We start from the raw sequence: 18,602 nt of genomic DNA, 5'->3' as shown, positions 1-18,602 counted from the left end.
GTTTGTTCTTCTTACAATAAAGCGATTGTTTCAATTGGCATTTTATTTAAAAACACTTCAACTTATATCTGGGGTAGGTAGGTAATTTCAAGTTATTTTGCACTTTAAATTTCGTCATAAAAGTCAATAAACTGAAATATAAAGCCATCAAAAGTCTATTTGTAGAACACAATGTTTCGTTGTTTGGGGTAGTCGTTATACAATTTACGTGATTATCTATACACCTAAATTGGAACAATTCACTTCCAATTTAGGTGCAGCATCTCTTCATTTAACCCGCTAACCAAAGATAAACCGAGTCAATCAATGATCAAGTGGATTATTCTCGCGATATTCATCATATCGGCACTGTATATTCAACGTCGTGGAAAAGTACGACATTCGTTCTATCGTCAATTCTTTGATCATTCGACCATTTTGGCACCTATTAATTTTTTGATGTATATGTTCTCTAAGGTGCCAAACCAGCCTTATATCGACACACAGCATTTTAAAGATTTAAAAGTGTTAGATGAAAATTGGGAAATGATTCGTGATGAAGCCAAAGCTTTATATGAGCAGGGTGGGATCAAAGCCTCTGAAAAATATGATGACCTAGGCTTTAACTCATTTTTTAAAACTGGTTGGAAGCGTTTTTATTTAAAATGGTATGACTCTGCACATCCTTCAGCAGCAGAACTGTGCCCTAAAACGACAGCATTGCTTAAAACATTGCCAACCATTAAAGCGGCGATGTTTACTGAGCTTGCTCCTGATAGTCGATTGGTTCGTCATCGTGATCCTTATGCGGGATCTTTACGCTATCATTTAGGGTTGTTGACGCCAAATGATGATCGTTGCTTTATTGATGTAGATGGTCAGCGATATTCATGGAGAGATGGTGAAAGCGTTGTGTTTGATGAAACCTACATTCATTATGCAGAAAACACGACGGATCAAAATCGTATTATTTTCTTTGCTGATGTAGAGCGTCCTTTAAAGACACGTTGGATGGAACGGTTTAATCATTGGTTTGGTAAAAATGTAATGACTGCGGCAAGTTCACCGAATGAAGCAGGGGATCAAACGGGTGGTCTGAACAAAGCATTTGGTTATATTTATCGCTTGCGTGTGAAAGCAAAAGCACTGAAAGCGAAGAACCGTCAGTTATATTACTTTTTAAAATGGTTCTTGATGTTAGGGATATTCTTCCTGATTTTTATTCGACCTTATGTGTTTTAAGACCATTTAGATCAAAATGCGCCTCAGGGCGCATTTTTTAATTTTACTTAAAATGATGTAAATTAAAATTGAGAAGTTGTTCAATAAAAGCTATGCTTTTGTGTGTAAAATATACAAAAGAAAATTCAAATGAATCTCAAAAAAACAATATTGGCTCTAAGTGTTTTACCGTTTTTTTTAAGTGCCTGTGGCGGCGGTGGGTCGGGAGATTCGTATGAATCATCACCGAGTACACAATTTCGAAACGGTGATCAACTCTATTCAATTTACTATAATTCCAATGATCGATTCGGCTTAAATTATATTGAATTTCAAAATGGACAATTTACTTATACGGATAGTTTTAAACCGTTGAATAGTGTGATTGTGACGCGAAATCGTATCTATCAAACCTATGATCAAGCCCAAAATACGCTCAGTGTGAATAGTCCTAGTCATTGGACGATGAATATCATTGGTGACATCCAAACGGATATCGAAATGGAGCGTGTAAACCTATCGGGTAAAAATGTTTTTGATACAGTTTTACCAGGTTATCGCAACATTGATCGAAATGATTTGAGCCCTAATGTGAGATTGTTTATCGCCAAAGATGGTCTTAAAAATTTTTCTTCAGGTAGCTATTGTTATAGAAAGAAAGCAGAACAAAACCGAGTAGATTATTTACAACTCTATCCAAACACGAGTGAACCATTGGAAGAGAGTTTTAACCAATTTTATGAAGATAACTTGCTGTATCTTGATCTTTTAAATGAAAAAAATCCAATAGTTAAATTTCAACTTGCTAAAGATCGTTGGATGGGTATGAATTTTAGCAGTATTTTTGACACCAGTATGAAGATTAGTTTAGATGATTCAACAGCCATTGAATTTGAAAGCAAACTATATCCTGCTGAATATCATCAAACTTTGAAGCGTACGACTGATGATGAATATAAGCTCTATGAAAAATTGCTAATGAACGATGATGTTGCAGAAAATAGACAGCGTTATCAGTTATTAATGGCAAATATTGAAAAAGGGTGTACGTATTATAATAAAACGGCAGCAGAATCCTTTGTCACGATTCCTGGTTTAAGATGATTTGTTTAAAAAAAGCCCATAATGGGCTTTTTTTATTAATTGATGATCGTGAGCTGACCGTCTTTGCAATCCAGCTGGAGATGAAGTTGATCTGGATGCTTTAGAAAGTAGATCGCAATAATGGGTTCTAGTTCAGTTCTTATTTTACGTGCTAAATGACGTGCCCCAAAGCGGATATCATGACCCTGATAGAAATATGCTTTGGCAAGGTCTGATAAATGAACCTGACGTTTTTGATGTTGCAAACGAATGTTGAGTTTTTCCAGTTCAATATCAACCAATTTAGGGAGTGCATCATCTTGAACAGGTTGATAATGAAGGACACGATCAATTCGATTCAGAAATTCGGGATCAAAACTGCGATGCAGTATTTTTTCAATGATGGCTTTCGTGGGTAGGCGTTTTAAACATAAATTTTGAAGTTTTTGCGGTAAAACATTTAATTTATCTAAATATTGTTGTGCTGCGCGTGCTCCTGCATTACTGGTCATAAAGATCATACAATTACGAAAATCAATCGTTTTTGTTCCAGCAGTAAGGGTTAGGCGACCTGTATCCAACACATTCATTAAGCCACGAATCACTTCGGGAGAGGCTTTTTCAAGTTCATCAAACAGCATAATGCCAGGACGGGTATGAGAGCCATTAATCGCAGTTTCATCGAATAAACTATGACCTTCTTTTGAACCGACATATCCGGGCGGAGCGCCTGTTAAAGCGGCTGCATAATGTTCTTGAGCCAGTGTATTCATATCGATACGACAAAATGCATCAGGACGACCATAAATCGCTTCAGCAATCAAACGAACAGTCTCTGTTTTACCAACACCTGTTGGTCCAAGCATTAAGGTGACGGACAAGGGGCGTTCAGGACTTGAAAAGTCAGCTTTGACCACGTGAAGCAATTTTTCGATTTCATCTAAGGCTGGATTTTGCCCAATGATACGATCACGCAATAACTGCATCACTTTGGCTGGTTCAAAATGAAAGCGAGACTTTCCAATGAGTCGATCTTTTTCTGAAGGACTATGGGATGAGAGTGCAGGTTGTATGGCGTGAAAAGCACGATCGGTCGCAGTCATGTTGGCGCATCCATGAATGAATCAGTTGAAAAGCATATCAAACTTGAATTTAACAACTCAGACTTTTTAACAATCAGCTGATTATAAAATCTGCGATCATTGCCCTGAACTGTTGGATCAACAAGGTTTTAAAATCGTCTACCGAAATGCACTTGAAATAGAGCGCGTTACCATCACAATAAGCTCATGCTGTTGCATGAATGACTGACTCTACATTAAAGGCTGCTTGTGAACGAAAACGCACGTGAACACATTGAAAAAATCTTAGCCAATCTTACGACTTTGCCTGGTGTCTATCGCATGTTAGGTAAAGATGGAGAGTTGTTATATGTGGGAAAAGCCAAGAATTTAAAAAATCGTGTTTCTAGCTATTTTGTTAAAACCATTGAGCATCCCAAAACACAGGCTTTAGTTGCCCGCATTCATGATATTGAAACCATGGTGGTCCGCTCAGAAACGGAAGCATTACTTCTTGAACAAAACTTAATTAAGCTTCATCGACCACCGTATAACATCATGCTGCGAGATGATAAATCTTACGTCTATATTTTTGTGTCCAGTGATAAGCCTTATCCACGTATTGCAGCAGGTCGTGGTAAGGGGAAACATCAAGCAGGTAAATTTTTTGGACCTTATCCAAGTGCTTTTAATGCACGTGATACATTGGTGGTCTTACAAAAATTATTCAATGTCCGCCAATGTGAAAATAGTTATTTTGCGCAACGTAAAAGACCGTGTTTGCAGTATCAAATTAAACGTTGCTCAGCTCCATGTGTGGGCATGATATCACCTGAAGATTATAAAGATGATGTCGATAACTCTATTCGTTTTTTACAAGGGGACACACGTGAGCTTAATCAAGAATTAATTGCCAAAATGGAAGCGGCAGCAGATGCTCTTGAATTTGAAAAAGCCGTTTTTTATCGTGATCGGATGGCATTATTGCGTGATGTCCAAACGCAACAAGCGATTTATAAAGTCAAAGGTGAAGCAGATATATTGGCGATCGCATACCAAGCGGGGGTAACGTGCGTTCAGATTATGCATGTGCGTAATGGCAAGATGTTGGGAGGAAAAAGTTATTTCCCAGATATGTTGGGCGATGATTTGGGACAAATGCTGGCAGATTTTATCGCGAACTTTTATTTCCAAGTTGCCGATGAGATTCCAACAGAATTAATCGTCAACGTGGAGCTGCCAGACAAAAAAGACATAGAAGAGGCACTACAACAAAATTTTGGCAAAAAAATTCTGATTAAATCAAAAGTTCGAGAAACCCGTGCAGAATGGCTCGAGCTTGCGACCATGAATGTACAGCATGCCATTAAAGGACAACTTGCTAACCATTATGAATTGAATGAACGTTTTCATCAGTTAGAAGAGGTGGTCGGACGTCCAATTGATCGTATCGAATGTTTTGATATATCCCATACGATGGGCGAAGCAACGATCGCTTCTTGTGTTGTCTTTGATAGTGGAGGGGCTCGTAAGCGTGATTACCGTCAGTTTGCTATCGAAGATATCACTGGGGGTGATGATTATGCTGCCATGCGTCAGGCTTTAACACGACGATATAAGAAGGCAATGTTACCAGACTTGCTTCTCATCGATGGTGGTAAAGGGCAATTACATATGGCAATGCAGGTCATGCAAGATCTTGGATTGGATGCATTCATGGTGGGGGTTTCAAAAGGGGAAGGACGTAAGCCTGGTTTGGAAACCTTACATTTCACTGATGGCACAAAGATTCAACTGCCTGAAGACCATAAAGCGCTACATTTAATTCAACAGGTTCGTGATGAGGCGCATCGATTTGCCATTACTAAACATCGTGCCAAGCGCGATAAACGTCGTGGGCAGTCAGTTTTAGAAGCCATTCCAGGGCTAGGACCAAAACGCCGCCGTGATTTATTAACACATTTTGGTGGGATTCAAGGGGTATTAAAAGCCTCTGAAAAGGATCTAAATTTAGTCCCTGGTTTTGGTGCAAATCTCGCTCGAGCTGTGTACAAAATCTTGCATGAGTAATCATGCATATCAATTTGCCAAAATGATCATTGACCTGTGAGTCATTGATCATTTACCTCAATCTGAAAATTCAGCATGCTAGCGCGATAAGAAATTTAAAATAAAAGGGTTGCGCATGTCATTTGGACAGATATTTCAAGAAATTGATCAACAAGAATGGGTGGAGATTCCTGAGGGTTGGTTGCAAGGTCGTACCATTTTTGGTGGTTTAACCACGGCGATGATGCTACACAAAGCAACACAAATGATTCATGACCCTCAAAAAAGATTATTGAGCACCAGTGTGGTATTTGTGGGTCCTGTTCAGGAAAAGCCAGTCAAAGTGACAGTGGAAATTTTAAGGCAAGGTAAATCTGTGACCAATATTGAGGCTCGGATTTGGCAAGATGATGCTGTACAGGGAATTCTGCTGGCAAGTTTTGGTTCAGACCGTGAATCAGTTGTGAATATGGATCAAACTCGCACAGCACCACAGTATGATTCGCCTGAAAGTTTAGTTAAGTTGCCTTATCATCCTCTTATGCCGCAATGCTATCAGAACTATGATCTGATTTGGGCTGAAGGGAAATACCCTTGTACGGCTGCTGAAAAGCCAGATTTTGGCGGGTGGTTTCGATATGCAGAATCTAAATTTGAAGCAGGTCCGCTGAGCATGCCTGAATTTATAGCAATGTTAGATATTTGGCCTGCAGGAATTTTTCCTATATTAAAAAAACCAGCACCGGGCAGTTCAATTTCTTGGTATGTGACGCTGTTAGAACCTATTCAAGCTGACCGACGAGATTGGTTTAAATATAAAGTATTTACAGATCATTCTGTGCATGGTTATTCTACTGAATATGCCCATATTTGGGACCATAATGACCGTCTCGTTGCAATTTGTAGACAGACTGTCGCGATTTTTGCCTAGTCGACAGCGGGTAGTGAATCGTTTAAAGTAAGCGGATTAAAGAATCAAAGCTCAAGTTTTTATTGCAAATTTTAGCTGTAATTGGGGCAAACTGGCGGTGTCTATGTCTACAGGTCGCATCCTGAATATACCAAATATCTTGACGCTAGCACGTATTGCGTTAATACCTGTTTTTTTAATTATTGCCTATTGGCCTCCTGCGATTGGTGTGGGTGGGCATGAAGGGGGTATGACGCGTCATATCATTCTGACTGCAATTTTTATGATTGCTGCTGTCACAGATTGGTTTGATGGTTATTTAGCAAGAACATTGAATCAGACTTCTGCATTCGGACGTTTTTTAGATCCTGTTGCGGATAAATTAATGGTCGCAGCAGCATTGATTGTTTTGGTGCAATGGCAACCTACAATTTCGATGGCTTTTGCTGCGATTGTGATTATTTCACGCGAGATTACGGTTTCTGCTTTACGTGAGTGGATGGCTGAGCTCGGTGCACGTACCAATGTAGCTGTATCAACGGTTGGAAAATATAAAACAGCTTTCCAGATGATTGCTATTTCGGTGTTTTTACTCAATTGGAAACCACTTGAATTAGTTGCATATGGTTTGTTGTATACCGCTGTAATTTTAACACTGTGGTCCATGTTTATTTATTTAAGAGCGGCATGGCCATATCTAAAACAACCCTAATATATTCAAAGCGCCAAAAGGCGCTTTTTTATTGTGTTGAGAACGTGATTTAAAAAATGAGAAGTAAATTTGCTATTGGTTTAAGTATCTTGTTGAGTTCAAGCATTTATGCGGATGATTTATCACGTGCACAAGAGTATTTGCATAATGATGGAATCGCGTATTGTCTATCTCATTCTGAGATTTATACAAATGAAGCAAATATTGCGAGAGGTGGATATTTTCAACTCGGTGAGCATAGCCATGAGGCGGCAAAACAAGTGCAAAATTATATTGATCAAGCGCTCAAAGAAGCGTTAGGCAGCTATCAATATTCAAAAGAGAAAGCATACCTTATGCGTTGTTTGGAAATCTCTTATTCAACGCAGTATCGAAATTATATTAAAACTGTTTATGCGTTAGATGTTATCGAAAATCAAAAATAACCTTAATTGGTTATAGCTTTTCTGGTGATGGTTAAAGTAATTCATATTGGAGTGTTCAACCGCTTTAAAGTTGAATCATCTTAGAGATTAAAAATAACAATGAAAAAAATACACTTTCAAAAAGTCATTGATGACTTAAACCTTTTGAAAATACTCAAGTGGTATCAAGTTATAGTGGTTGGTACGCCACCTTTAGGAATTGCAACAGCACAAAGTGATATCGACCTCATTTGTAGTTATCCGATTGAGCAAGAGAATCATTTGATTGAAACATTAAAATTATTTCAAATATATAAGGCATGGTGCATTGAGCGAAGTTATTTTGAACGTGATACTTGGATTTGCCGATTTGAATATTGTGCTTGGTCAATTGAGATATTTTGCTCTACAACACCAATTCATCAGCAGGCGGGATTCCAACACTTCTACGTTGAACGTAGAATATTAGATTTGGCAAATGACCAATTTAAACAGGAAATCATTCGCCTTAAGCGAAAAGATATAAAAACTGAACCTGCATTTGCACAGATATTAGCACTCGATGGTGATCCTTACACGAAGTTAAGTCAGCTATATGAAGCAGATGACTGTGTGTTGATTCAACTGCTTCAATGTCAAGGTTACCTAGATTAAACTTTAACTATGGGTTTCCTCATCCCCATCGTCTTCAAAAGTTTTTGCAATTTTTTCGATATTCAAACTTTTAGCCATCGCATCAAAAATTTGTTTATATACACCGTCTTGATGGTAAAGGGCATCATGTTCTCCATGCTCGGCAATTTCGCCTTCTTTCATGACATAGGTGTAATCCGCATCAATAATTTGCGACAGGCTGTGCGAGATAATAATGACAGTACGTCCTTGTTTAATCTCATCAAGGCTTTGTTTAATTTGTTCCGAAGCAATGGCATCCAAACTCGCTGTCGGTTCATCTAAAAAGATAATCGGTGGATTTTTCAAGAACATACGAGCAATCGCAATACGCTGTTGTTGTCCTCCAGAGAGTTGCAATGCATCGGAATGATAGCCATCTGGAAGTTGTAAAATTTGCTCATGAATGGATGCTTTTTTAGCAGCAATGATCACGTCTTCTTCAGTAGCATCTGTTTTACCATAGCGAATATTTTCAAAAATAGTCCCTTGGAAAATATGATTTTTTTGTAGGACTAATCCAATATGATCTCTCAAATATTGTGTATCAATTTGATTGAGATCGATGCCATCAAGTTCGATACACCCCTGATTAGGTTCATAAAATTTATCTAAAAGACTGATTAAGGTTGATTTTCCCGCACCTGATAAGCCAACTAATGCAGTAATTTTATTGGGTCGAATCTCCATATTGATATTCTTTAGTGCGTGGTGACCGTTTGGATAAAAGAATTCAACATTTTTCAGCGTAAATTTTCCTTGAATTTGCGGTTTGAGTTGACCTGTAGGTTCAATTTGATCATCTGCTTCTAAAATTTTAAAGAAGCTTTCTGAATAGATCATGGCATCATTCACTTCATCATATATACGATGTAAGGAGCGAATTGGCGCGGATACATTATTGAACAAGAGCACATGAAACATGATCATACCGATGCTCATCTGACCATCAAGCACAAAATACGCAGTTAGGATGATGATTAAAACAATACCTATTTGTTCAATAAAGGTTTTTAACCCATCAAATAAAAAGCTGACTTGACGGGTTTGCATTTGATTATCTGTGAGTTCTTTTTGTAGTTTGAGTTGTTTGGTTGATTCTATTGACTCGCGGTTGAAAGATTTGATAACCGTAATTGAATTAATAATTCCGAGGATACCTTGGCTTTTCTTTTCTCGACCATCACGTAAATTTCGACGCCAGCCTCCGAGTTTTTGTGCTTGTTTATAAGTTAACCAGAAGTAGATTGGAACGATAGTGGTCGCCACCAAGCCAACATAAAAGTTGGCGTAGTACATTAATCCTAAAGCCACGATCGCACTGGTAAATAACGGCAAAATGTCAATAAAGAATATTTGAACTAGACGAGTCAGAGAGCCAATACCACGATCGATTCGTGTTTGTAATTTGCCCGCCTGATTATTCTCTTCGTTGAAAAAAGCTAATCTATAGGTCAGAAATTTTTCAATGATGCCTTGTGCTAGATCTTGTGAAATAAAAATTCTAAGTTTTTCACCATAAAACTTTTGTCCGAATTGGACAAAAGCATTAATTACTTCTTTACCCAATAATATCGCTGTAATGGTAATCAGGATATTCCAGCCTTCAGCTAAGCCAAAACCATTCTCAACCAGCGCATTAATTTCATCAACTGCATACTGCAAAGTGAGTGCATTCACTTGAGCTGTGAAAGAGCCGATGAGCGTAAGAAAGAGAGTGGCAATCACTAAAAAGCGATAAGGTCGAACGAAAGGTTTAAGTTTTAGAAAAAGTTGCCATAAATTCATAAGCGATTGTTTTTATTGTCTAGATTTATGCCAGTCTAAGCTTGATTGTCCAGTGTCACAAGCGTTCACAATGTTTCAATTTGTCAGTTGAAATATTCAGCTAATATACGGTTATATTTTCATGGCAAATTGGTTATGAACTTCGAGCTGTTTGCACCCGAACCCAATTCAAATCTCCTACCTTATGATGGGATTGTAGAAGATTACGGTCTTATACTTACTCATGCTGAATCACAGGATTATTTCGATTATTTTTTAGAAGCTTTGGCTTGGAAACAGGATGAAGTGATTTTATACGGCCAATATTTTAAGACGGGTCGTAAAGTCGTATGGTATGGTGACCAAAACTATCAATATCACTATTCAGGAATGGATAAACAAGCACAGATTTGGGATTTGAAATTATTAGTACTCAAGCAAAAAATTGAACTTATAACAGGAGTTCAATTTAATTCTTGTTTGGCCAATTTGTATGAAGATGGAACTCAAGGTGTAGGATGGCATAGTGATGATGAAGCTGCATTAAGAGATCCTGAACATGGTGAGACCGTCATTGCCTCACTGAGTCTCGGTGCAACACGAAAATTTAGATTTAAACATCGTGATAAAACTCATACTGCGGAAATGTATCTACAATCAGGACAGTTGATTGTAATGAAAGGTCAAACACAGCGTTTTTGGAAACACACTTTAGCGAAATCAACCAAAGTATTAGAGCCTAGAATCAATTTAACCTTTCGCTATTTTTATCCTAGATGAAGCGACAAGTATTCTATTAAGGTTGAATACCTTGAGGATTACGATACCAACTTTCAATAAATAAGGCGGCTGCCAAGCTGTCTGCGGACAACTTTTTTCCACGCCCTTGCGCCTGATAATGATCGAGTTCATCACGCGCTTCGCGAGTTGTTAATCGCTCATCCACCATCCATGTTTCTATATTGGTTTGGTGTCTTAAACGACGGGCAAATTTACGTGCTCGTGTTGATAGTTCCGATTCGCTATCATCCATATTCAGTGGTAGCCCGACTAAAAACAGATTTGGAGAATGTTGTTTTACAATTTTGAGTAGATCGTCCCAATTGGGAATACCATCTTTCATCGGTAAAAGTGAAAGTGGCGTAGCACTTTCAATAATGGACGATCCTACAGCCATTCCTGTTTTTTGTGTGCCGAAGTCAAAGGCCATAATGAGTTGAGCGGTAGTTGAATCAGGCATGTCCAATCTCAGATGAAAGCCATGTACGATCGACCCCCATTTTTCTATAGGCAGCGTCCCAGCGATCGTCATAGGGTAAGTTAAAAATCAAATCCATATCAGAGTCACAAATGAGCCAGTCACCTCGAGCGATTTCTTGCTCCAATTGGTTTTTACTCCAACTTGCATAGCCTAAAGCAATTTGATAGCGACCAACACCTTCATTGTGTGCGATTGCATCAAGAATATCCTTTGAAGTTGTTAAACAGAGATTTTCACCTACAGCGATGGACGCATGCCAAGTAGGTTGACCTGTATGAAGTACAAAACCCGCTTCTGGTCGTAAAGGACCACCTTGTAAGACATCATGTGGGTGAACATGATCTGCCACGATATCAAGATCTGTTAAGAGTTCTTTAACCTGAATCCCAGTTGGACGATTGATCATAATTCCCTGCGCACCTTCATGATCATGACGAGCGATATAAACCACACTATTTGCGAAGAAATCATCTGCTAAATCAGGTGGGGCAATCAGGCAACGGTGCGTTAGAAATTGTTTACTCACCTAATGGCTTCTCCTATGTTTGAGTATCACTTTACTTCAACATACTAGACTTATGGGTTTTCAACAATCCTTTTAAAATAATCAAGATGTACTGGTCTGAAACTTTAATTGTCTTAATTGTTTTGCATGTTGAAGGGTGGTCTCGCTAATTTCGACACCACCAGTCATGCGAGCAAGCTCTAATATCCGTTGATCTTCATCAAGCTCAACGATAGTGCTGCTAGCAGGGTCTGTTTGCAATTTTTTCACTAACAAATGTTGGTCCGATTGCGCTGCAACTTGGGCTTGATGTGTAATACATAGAATTTGAACATGTTGACCTAATCCAGCCAATAAGCGACCGACAATCTCAGCTGTTCCACCGCTGATGCCCACATCAATTTCGTCAAAAACGAGTACTTCAGCTTCAGTTTTTTCTGCATTCATGACTTGCATGACCAATGCAATACGTGACAATTCACCACCAGAAGCAACCTTCGCAAGCGGTTGAGGTGGAATCCCTTTGTTTGCTGTGAACAATAATTGAATAAAACTAAACCCTTCAGATGAAGGTTGCTCCAGAGGATCGAAACGGAATTCAAAATGAGCTTCTGGTAAAGCCAGTTGCTTGACTTGTTCTGTTAAAAGTTTAGCTAAGGGCTCTGCTGCTTTACGACGGATATCATCTAGATATTGAGCTTTCTCTATAAACTGTTGATGTGAAATTTCAACTTGTTCAGCCAAAGTCTCTGGATCTTCAAGTTGATGTAGTTGTTCTAGTTCTGCCTGCCAATGTTCGTATTCTGATTTTAAATCTTCGGGCTGTACTCGATATTTGCGCGCTAAACGATGGAATATTTCCAGTTGTGTGTTTAACTCTTCCATTCGTTCAGGATCAAAACTCTGACGGTCAATAAATTGTTTTAAATTCGCGCTGGCATCATCGAGTTCACTTTGCGCATTCAATAATGAGTTATAAATTTCAGAGAGTAAATCACTACGACCTGCATGAGATTCAAGCTTGCGAATAATACTTGAAATTTCTTGAGTGATATTTTGATCGGACTCATCTAAAACATTGATCGCATAGCTACAATCTTGCATGATATGTTCATGATGACTTAAGCGATCGAACTCTTGTTCAATTTCTTTATAGTCAAGTCGAACGACCTCTTCTAATTCTTCTAATTGAAGATTAAGTGTCTCAATGCGTTGAAGGCGGGTGGTCTGTGCATCAAGCGCAGCTTGATGCTGTCGGATATTTTTTTGCCATGCGTTATAACTGTCTTTGACAGCGAGCGTATGCTGACCAAAATTGCTGTAACGATCCAACCAATGTTTTGGATAGGGTGGTTCTAACAATTGTTGCTGACTATGTTGGCTGTAAAGTTGGACTAAGAGTCTGCCAATTTCCTTTAATTCTGACAGGCTACTTGGACGTCCATTGATCCAAGCTTTACTACGACCTGTAGCAAATATTACCCGTCTTAGATGAATTTCACCTGATTCATCTGCCAGCTCATGAGTGCTTAACCATTCAGCTTCGGGACTTTGATCTTGATAACTAAATACGGCTGTAACATCAGCCTTATCTGAACCATAACGAACGTAATTCGTATCAGTACGCTCGCCTAAACACGCTGATAATGCATCGAGTAATAAAGATTTACCTGCACCAGTTTCACCCGTAAGAACATTGAAACCTTGATCAATATCAATGGCTAAGTTATCTGCTAAAGCAAAGTTGATCAGATTAAGGTGTGTCAGCATAAACGCATCCGAGCTGCGAAAGTGTGGATTCTAAGATAGAGAAATTTTGTTTTAGTCTCAAGTCACGACATTTGAATATGAGAACTTTTAATTTTTATTTTAACTGAAATTAGGTTGATTACTAGTGACTGAATATATTCTTTTACCTGTGTACAAAAGATATATAGAAGAAATAAAAAAAATCTTTAAATTTCATCAATAGGGAACAAAAGTTGCTTATAAAAACCATTGTAAAACACTGATTGATTAGTTGCTCGAGCGCAATTAAACTACGGCAATTAAAATTTATAAAATGCGCATTATTTGGAGAATACGCATGTCATCACAATTTGATCATGTATCTGTTGTAAAGAAATCAAATGTTTATTTTGGCGGGACGTGTATTAGCCACACTGTTCAATTTGAAGACGGTACAAAAAAAACACTTGGGGTTATTCTACCGACGGAACAACCGCTTACTTTTGAAACACATGTACCAGAGCGTATGGAAATTATTTCTGGTGAATGTCGTGTCACAATTGCAGACAATGAAGAACATGAGCTTTTCCGTGCAGGGCAGTCGTTTTACGTGCCTGGTGAGAGCCGTTTCAAAATCGAAACAGATGACGTATTAGACTACGTTTGTCATTTCGAAGGCTAATTACCCAAAAAAAAATTTGACCAACATTCAATGGTCAAATCGGTTAAACTATTCGCTATATAAAATCCTGTAAAGTTGGCTTTGCGGGATTTTTCTTTTCTATATTATTGTATTGTCTTAGTGAGTTGAGGTCGTTCATGGCTAAACCCGAATATTATTATGGCGTTCATTCTGTGGAGTCATTGTTGGAGTTAGAACCTGAACGCGTTTTGACTCTATTTGCACTAAAAGGTCGTGATGATCAACGTTTAAAACGTATTTTTGAGTTGGCTGAGCCTTTCGGAATTAGTATTCAAAAAGCGAGCCGAGACAGCCTTGAAAAATTGGCTGGACAACCTTTTCATCAAGGTGTTGTTGCAGCAGTTCGTCCTCATCCAACGCTGAATGAAAATGATCTTGAGCAATTAATCAAAAGTACCGACAATGTTTTTTTACTGGCGCTTGATCAAGTGACGGACCCGCATAATTTGGGTGCATGTATTCGAACTGCGGCAGCCATGGGTGTACATGCGGTCGTTGTTCCTCGTGATCGTTCTGCGAGCTTAACACCAACGGCTCGTAAGGTTGCTGCTGGTGGTGCAGAGAAAGTTAAATTTATCCAAGTGACGAATTTGGCTCGTACTTTAGCCAAAATCAAAGATGATTTTAATGTACGAGTGATTGGTACGATGTTAGATGAGCACGCTCTACCTATTCACGAATGTGATTTGACTGGTCCTGTCGCAGTGATTATGGGTGCTGAAGATACTGGTTTAAGACCGATTACACAGGCGCAATGCGATCACAAAGTTTATATTCCAATGAGTGGAAATTTACAAAGCTTGAATGTGAGTGTGGCGACAGGCATGGCACTTTACGAAGCGTGTAGACAACGTCAAGCCTAATTTGAGATGGTACTTACAGATCGAGCCCAAGGCTATTTTTTTCTTATTACTACCATGTGCATCTGGGGGGGATTTACCCTCACTGCACGATTAAATGCGCTATGGCAGATCAATGCATGGGACATTGTGGCACTGCGTTTTTCACTGGCTTTTTTGATCTTAATGCCGATTTTACTTTATCGTAGAGAAGCCTCTTTTTTACTTAAAAAAGAACCATTTATCTTAGCAATGATTGGTGGTGTGATCTATTGTTTGTTGGCTTATAGTGCATTTCACTATGCACCGACTGCGCATGCTGCAATTTTTCTCAATGGCTGTATTCCTATTTGTACTGCCATTGTCGCTTTTATATTGATGAAGCAGGCTTTTGATCGTCATACATGGGCAAGTTTGATCATTATGATCACCGTGCTCGGTATTATGAGTCTCCTGATGTATCGTGAATCAGGCATTCCTTTTGGTGCTGGTGATGGATTATTCTTCTTGAGCGCCATTTTTTGGGCAATATTTACCGTATTACTGCGTAAATTCCAACTGAGTGCATGGCAGGCGATGTGTGGAGTTGCTATCTGGTCAGCCGTGATTTATGTACCCATTTACGTGTTATTTTTACCCAAAGATCTTAGTACTCCTGAGCCTCAGCATTTACTGTTTCAGACAATATTTCATGGCATATTCGTGGTCATTATTGCAACTTTAACTTATGTGGAAGCGATTAAAAGACTCGGGGCTTTTAAAGCAGGGAGCATTACCAATTTAGCGCCTTTTTTAGCTGCAATTTTGGCAGTGCCTTTGTTAAATGAACCTTTAAGTATTGCGATGTTATTTGGGTTGTTGGGGATGGCGATAGGCGCATTACAACCATGGCGATGGCTGGGTCGCCAAGATGCACTAAGCCAAAAACTTGAGCAACAAAAAAAGCAGTCTTCTTAGACTGCTTTTTTAAAATCTAAGCTTGTTGTGCAAGATCGAGATAATATTGGTGTTTTACTGCGAGTTGTTGATAGAGATGATCAAGTTCACCATCATTAATAACAACATCGTCTGCACGTTTTAATTTTTCTTCACGAGACATTTGCGCACTCATTATTTTTTTAATTTGCTCAATGTCTTGATGATCACGTTGCGAAGCACGCAAGATTTGTAATTCTGTTGATGCATCGATCAGTAAAGTACGTTGAGTAAGTTGGTGTTGATTGGTTTCAAATAAGAGTGGGGAAACTAAAATGGCATAAGGACTAGTCGCCCGTTGTAGTTGTTCAATAATCGATAGGCGAATTGCAGGATGCGTAATATTTTCTAATATCTTTCTAGCTTCAGGATGTTTAAAAATATGGTCTCTTAACGCTCTGCGGTCGAGTGCGCCATCTTCCAGTAGCACCCAACCCCCAAAATGATCTTTGATTTTTTGTAGTGCAGGTTTTCCAATTTCAACCACTTCACGTGCCACGATATCTGCATCAACAACGGTAATACCTTCTTTTTCAAACCACTGACTTGCAGCAGTTTTTCCACTACCAATACCACCTGTTAAGCCCAAAATAAAGCGCATGTAAAAAACCTTGTAATTATCATAATGGGGCTTATTTTAGCTTAACCCCCTAAATAAACCTTCATAATTTCGTTACCCCATAAGAATGCAATCCATCCAGCAATCGCAATATAAGGTCCAAAAGCAAAGGGCTGATTTTCTTTTTTGACTTTCATCAAAATGATGCCGATGATTGCACCGACTAAGGATGAAAGTAGGACAATGAGCGGTAATAAAAATGGACCCATCCATGCACCAAGCGCGGCCAGTAATTTAAAGTCGCCATATCCCATACCTTCTTTGCCTGTCACGATTTTAAATAGATAGTACACCACCCATAAACAGAGGAAACCAATCAAATATCCCCAAATTGCGGAGGTAGGTGAGGTGTAGAGTGCATAGCTATTTACCGCTAAACCAAGTGCAGCCAAAGGGAGAGTATATCGATCGGGTAAAAGTTGTGTATCGAAGTCGATGAATGTGAGTGCGATCAGTGTCCATGTTAAAATTAAGCCAAAAAGCATTTGTAGGCTTGGACCAAATACCGCGACGACCACTAATGAGCAAACAGCAGTTAAAACTTCTACCAGTGGATAACGAATGCTGATCGGATTTTCACATTCACCACATTTTCCACGTAAAAATAACCAACTTATCACTGGGATATTTTGATACCAACGAATAGGTGTTTTACATTTTGGGCAGGTCGATGCAGGTTTACTTAGCGTGAGCTTATCTTCATCAATTATGGCTTGGTCGGGATGTAAAAGCATCTGACAGTCTTGACGCCATTCTTGCTCCATCATTTTAGGTGTGCGGTAAATGACAACATTTAAAAAACTGCCGATACATAAGCTGATGATTCCTACAGTTAAATAGAGTGCTGTAGGCGATTGAATTAAATACCCAATTATTTCGTTCATTACACCACAGAACCCATTTGGAAGATTGGAAGATACATTGCGATGACTAAACCGCCGACCAAGACACCTAGAATGGCCATAATCAAAGGCTCCATCATGGATGTTAAGCCATCGACAGCATTGTCGACTTCACTTTCATAATGGGTTGCAACCTTATCTAGCATAGCATCGAGTGAACCCGATTCTTCACCAATCGCTACCATTTGCACAGCCATAGATGGGAATAAATTGGTCGAGCGCATAGCGAAATGAAGTTGTTGACCAGTCGCAACGTCGTCACGAATACGCATAACTGCTTGCTCATATACCACGTTATTCGTTGCGCCAGCTGTTGATTGGAGTGCATCGATTAAAGGGACGCCGGCAGCAAATGTGGTTGAAAGTGTACGGCTATAACGTGCGATAATTGCTTTATAAACCAAATCACCAAAAATAGGCAGCCTTAAAGCCGTGCGATCTAATGCATCCGCAAATTTTTGACTACGTTTTTTGGCTTCAATAAAGCCGATAATGGTCAGCGCGATACCGATAATTAAAATAAACCAATATTTTTGCACCCACTCAGACATTGCCACTACGAGTTGCGTGAACGCAGGTAAGTCTGCGCCAAATGAGCTAAACATCTCAGAGAAGACAGGAACCACTTTAACCATCAAAATAATGGTCACAATAATTGCAACAACAATGACAGCAATTGGATACTTCATCGCTTTTTTAATTTTTTGTTTGAGAACTTCACTTTTTTCTTTATAGATTGCAACTCGATCGAGCATGGTTTCAAGCGCACCTGATTGCTCACCTGATTCTACCAATGAGCAGAATAACTGATCAAAATGCTGAGGATATTTGCGTAGTGCACCTGCAAAAGTATTACCACTTTCGACCTCAGTTTTAATACCCAAAACCACTTCACGCATTGCAGGATTATCTAAGCCTTCTGCAACAATTTCAAAGCTTTGGACAAGTGGTACACCTGCTTTCATCATGGTGGCAAGCTGACGCGTAAAGATGGTGATGTCCAAAGTAGACACTTTCTTCTTCATTAAGCCTTCAAGAATATTCTTGCGCTTCTCGCGGATACTACGCACCGTAATGCCTTGTTTGCGGAGCATGACTTTTGCAAGTTGAATATTACGCGCAGGCATTTCACCTTTAACTTTGGTTCCCTTGCGATCCACGCCGTCATATACAAACGTTGGCATCATCTGTGCTTTTTTCACCGCCATAATG

The 18,602-nt window shown here is 39.1% G+C and carries 19 protein-coding genes; 11 read left to right on the top strand and 8 right to left on the bottom strand.

Annotation, left to right across the window (positions count from 1 at the left end):
* Positions 1 to 306: 306 nt before the first annotated feature.
* Together lpxO and FTV17_RS07605 are read left to right on the top strand one after the other, a co-directional pair.
* Complete coding sequence (lpxO, locus tag FTV17_RS07610; RefSeq protein ID WP_035265982.1) at positions 307 to 1,221, top strand: lipid A hydroxylase LpxO; 915 nt, start codon at positions 307 to 309, stop codon at positions 1,219 to 1,221.
* A gap of 129 nt (positions 1,222 to 1,350) precedes the next feature.
* On the top strand, positions 1,351 to 2,304 hold the full coding sequence (locus FTV17_RS07605; protein WP_179998808.1) for a hypothetical protein: 954 nt from the start codon (positions 1,351 to 1,353) through the stop codon (positions 2,302 to 2,304).
* A 35-nt stretch (positions 2,305 to 2,339) separates the two neighbouring features.
* On the opposite strand, the gene FTV17_RS07600 is transcribed toward FTV17_RS07605, so the two are convergent.
* Complete coding sequence (locus FTV17_RS07600) at positions 2,340 to 3,386, bottom strand: AAA family ATPase (protein ID WP_179998807.1); 1,047 nt, start codon at positions 3,384 to 3,386, stop codon at positions 2,340 to 2,342.
* 228 nt (positions 3,387 to 3,614) lie between these two features.
* Between FTV17_RS07600 and uvrC the strand changes: the two genes are divergently transcribed.
* The 5 genes from uvrC (at position 3,615) to FTV17_RS07575 (ending at position 8,073) form a co-directional block, all read left to right on the top strand.
* Positions 3,615 to 5,414: an excinuclease ABC subunit UvrC gene (gene uvrC, locus FTV17_RS07595; protein ID WP_179998806.1), complete on the top strand. Its 1,800-nt coding sequence runs from the start codon at positions 3,615 to 3,617 to the stop codon at positions 5,412 to 5,414.
* Positions 5,415 to 5,529: 115 nt separating this feature from the next.
* Positions 5,530 to 6,324, top strand: a complete 795-nt coding sequence (locus FTV17_RS07590; protein WP_179998805.1) for a thioesterase family protein — start codon at positions 5,530 to 5,532, stop codon at positions 6,322 to 6,324.
* Positions 6,325 to 6,427: 103 nt separating this feature from the next.
* Entirely contained in the window at positions 6,428 to 7,015 is a 588-nt protein-coding gene (gene pgsA / locus FTV17_RS07585; RefSeq protein WP_179998804.1) for a CDP-diacylglycerol--glycerol-3-phosphate 3-phosphatidyltransferase, read from the top strand.
* 56 nt (positions 7,016 to 7,071) lie between these two features.
* On the top strand, positions 7,072 to 7,440 hold the full coding sequence (locus FTV17_RS07580) for a hypothetical protein (protein WP_179998803.1): 369 nt from the start codon (positions 7,072 to 7,074) through the stop codon (positions 7,438 to 7,440).
* Between the two features lie 99 nt (positions 7,441 to 7,539).
* The gene (locus FTV17_RS07575) at positions 7,540 to 8,073 is read left to right on the top strand and encodes a DUF4269 domain-containing protein (protein ID WP_179998802.1); all 534 of its coding nucleotides are present in this window, start codon (positions 7,540 to 7,542) and stop codon (positions 8,071 to 8,073) included.
* 3 nt (positions 8,074 to 8,076) lie between these two features.
* Here the strand turns inward: FTV17_RS07575 and FTV17_RS07570 are convergent, their stop codons facing one another.
* Positions 8,077 to 9,879 carry an ABC transporter ATP-binding protein gene (locus FTV17_RS07570; protein WP_179998801.1) on the bottom strand — a complete coding sequence of 601 codons (1,803 nt, stop codon included), beginning with the start codon at positions 9,877 to 9,879 and terminating at the stop codon, positions 8,077 to 8,079.
* Positions 9,880 to 10,014: 135 nt separating this feature from the next.
* Here FTV17_RS07570 and FTV17_RS07565 point away from each other — a divergent pair, with 135 nt between their 5' ends.
* Positions 10,015 to 10,638 (top strand): alpha-ketoglutarate-dependent dioxygenase AlkB, encoded by a 624-nt coding sequence (locus FTV17_RS07565; protein WP_179998800.1) that lies wholly within the window; start codon positions 10,015 to 10,017, stop codon positions 10,636 to 10,638.
* Between the two features lie 16 nt (positions 10,639 to 10,654).
* On the opposite strand, the gene ruvX is transcribed toward FTV17_RS07565, so the two are convergent.
* From ruvX to recN, 3 genes are all read right to left on the bottom strand, one after another.
* Complete coding sequence (gene ruvX / locus FTV17_RS07560; RefSeq protein WP_035266001.1) at positions 10,655 to 11,098, bottom strand: Holliday junction resolvase RuvX; 444 nt, start codon at positions 11,096 to 11,098, stop codon at positions 10,655 to 10,657.
* Positions 11,091 to 11,645: a YqgE/AlgH family protein gene (locus FTV17_RS07555; protein ID WP_179998799.1), complete on the bottom strand. Its 555-nt coding sequence runs from the start codon at positions 11,643 to 11,645 to the stop codon at positions 11,091 to 11,093. Before FTV17_RS07555 ends, ruvX begins: the two co-directional genes overlap by 8 nt.
* An 81-nt stretch (positions 11,646 to 11,726) precedes the next feature.
* Entirely contained in the window at positions 11,727 to 13,394 is a 1,668-nt protein-coding gene (gene recN, locus FTV17_RS07550; RefSeq protein WP_179998798.1) for a DNA repair protein RecN, read from the bottom strand.
* Positions 13,395 to 13,710: 316 nt separating this feature from the next.
* On the opposite strand from recN, the gene FTV17_RS07545 reads away from it, so the two are divergent.
* From FTV17_RS07545 to FTV17_RS07535, 3 genes are all read left to right on the top strand, one after another.
* Entirely contained in the window at positions 13,711 to 14,034 is a 324-nt protein-coding gene (locus FTV17_RS07545; protein ID WP_092766653.1) for a pyrimidine/purine nucleoside phosphorylase, read from the top strand.
* A 137-nt stretch (positions 14,035 to 14,171) separates the two neighbouring features.
* Positions 14,172 to 14,918: a 23S rRNA (guanosine(2251)-2'-O)-methyltransferase RlmB gene (gene rlmB / locus FTV17_RS07540; protein ID WP_179998797.1), complete on the top strand. Its 747-nt coding sequence runs from the start codon at positions 14,172 to 14,174 to the stop codon at positions 14,916 to 14,918.
* 6 nt (positions 14,919 to 14,924) lie between these two features.
* On the top strand, positions 14,925 to 15,851 hold the full coding sequence (locus tag FTV17_RS07535) for a DMT family transporter (protein WP_179998796.1): 927 nt from the start codon (positions 14,925 to 14,927) through the stop codon (positions 15,849 to 15,851).
* Positions 15,852 to 15,867: 16 nt separating this feature from the next.
* Here FTV17_RS07535 and coaE read toward each other — a convergent pair whose 3' ends face one another.
* Genes coaE through FTV17_RS07520 form a run of 3 tightly spaced genes read right to left on the bottom strand, consistent with a single transcriptional unit; the run spans position 15,868 to position 18,598 of the window.
* A complete protein-coding gene (gene coaE, locus FTV17_RS07530; RefSeq protein ID WP_179998795.1) occupies positions 15,868 to 16,470 on the bottom strand; it encodes a dephospho-CoA kinase in 603 nt (200 codons plus the stop codon).
* A gap of 41 nt (positions 16,471 to 16,511) precedes the next feature.
* Entirely contained in the window at positions 16,512 to 17,372 is an 861-nt protein-coding gene (locus FTV17_RS07525; RefSeq protein ID WP_179998794.1) for an A24 family peptidase, read from the bottom strand.
* Positions 17,372 to 18,598 carry a type II secretion system F family protein gene (locus tag FTV17_RS07520; RefSeq protein ID WP_179998793.1) on the bottom strand — a complete coding sequence of 409 codons (1,227 nt, stop codon included), beginning with the start codon at positions 18,596 to 18,598 and terminating at the stop codon, positions 17,372 to 17,374. The genes FTV17_RS07525 and FTV17_RS07520 overlap by 1 nt, the downstream gene beginning before the upstream one ends.
* Between the last annotated feature and the right edge of the window lie 4 nt (positions 18,599 to 18,602).

The sequence above is a fragment of the Acinetobacter sp. YH12239 genome (genome assembly GCF_013417635.1).
Lineage (GTDB): Bacteria > Pseudomonadota > Gammaproteobacteria > Pseudomonadales > Moraxellaceae > Acinetobacter.
The sequence above is the reverse complement of the archived record's forward strand: the minus strand, read 5'-3'. Positions and strand labels throughout refer to the sequence as shown.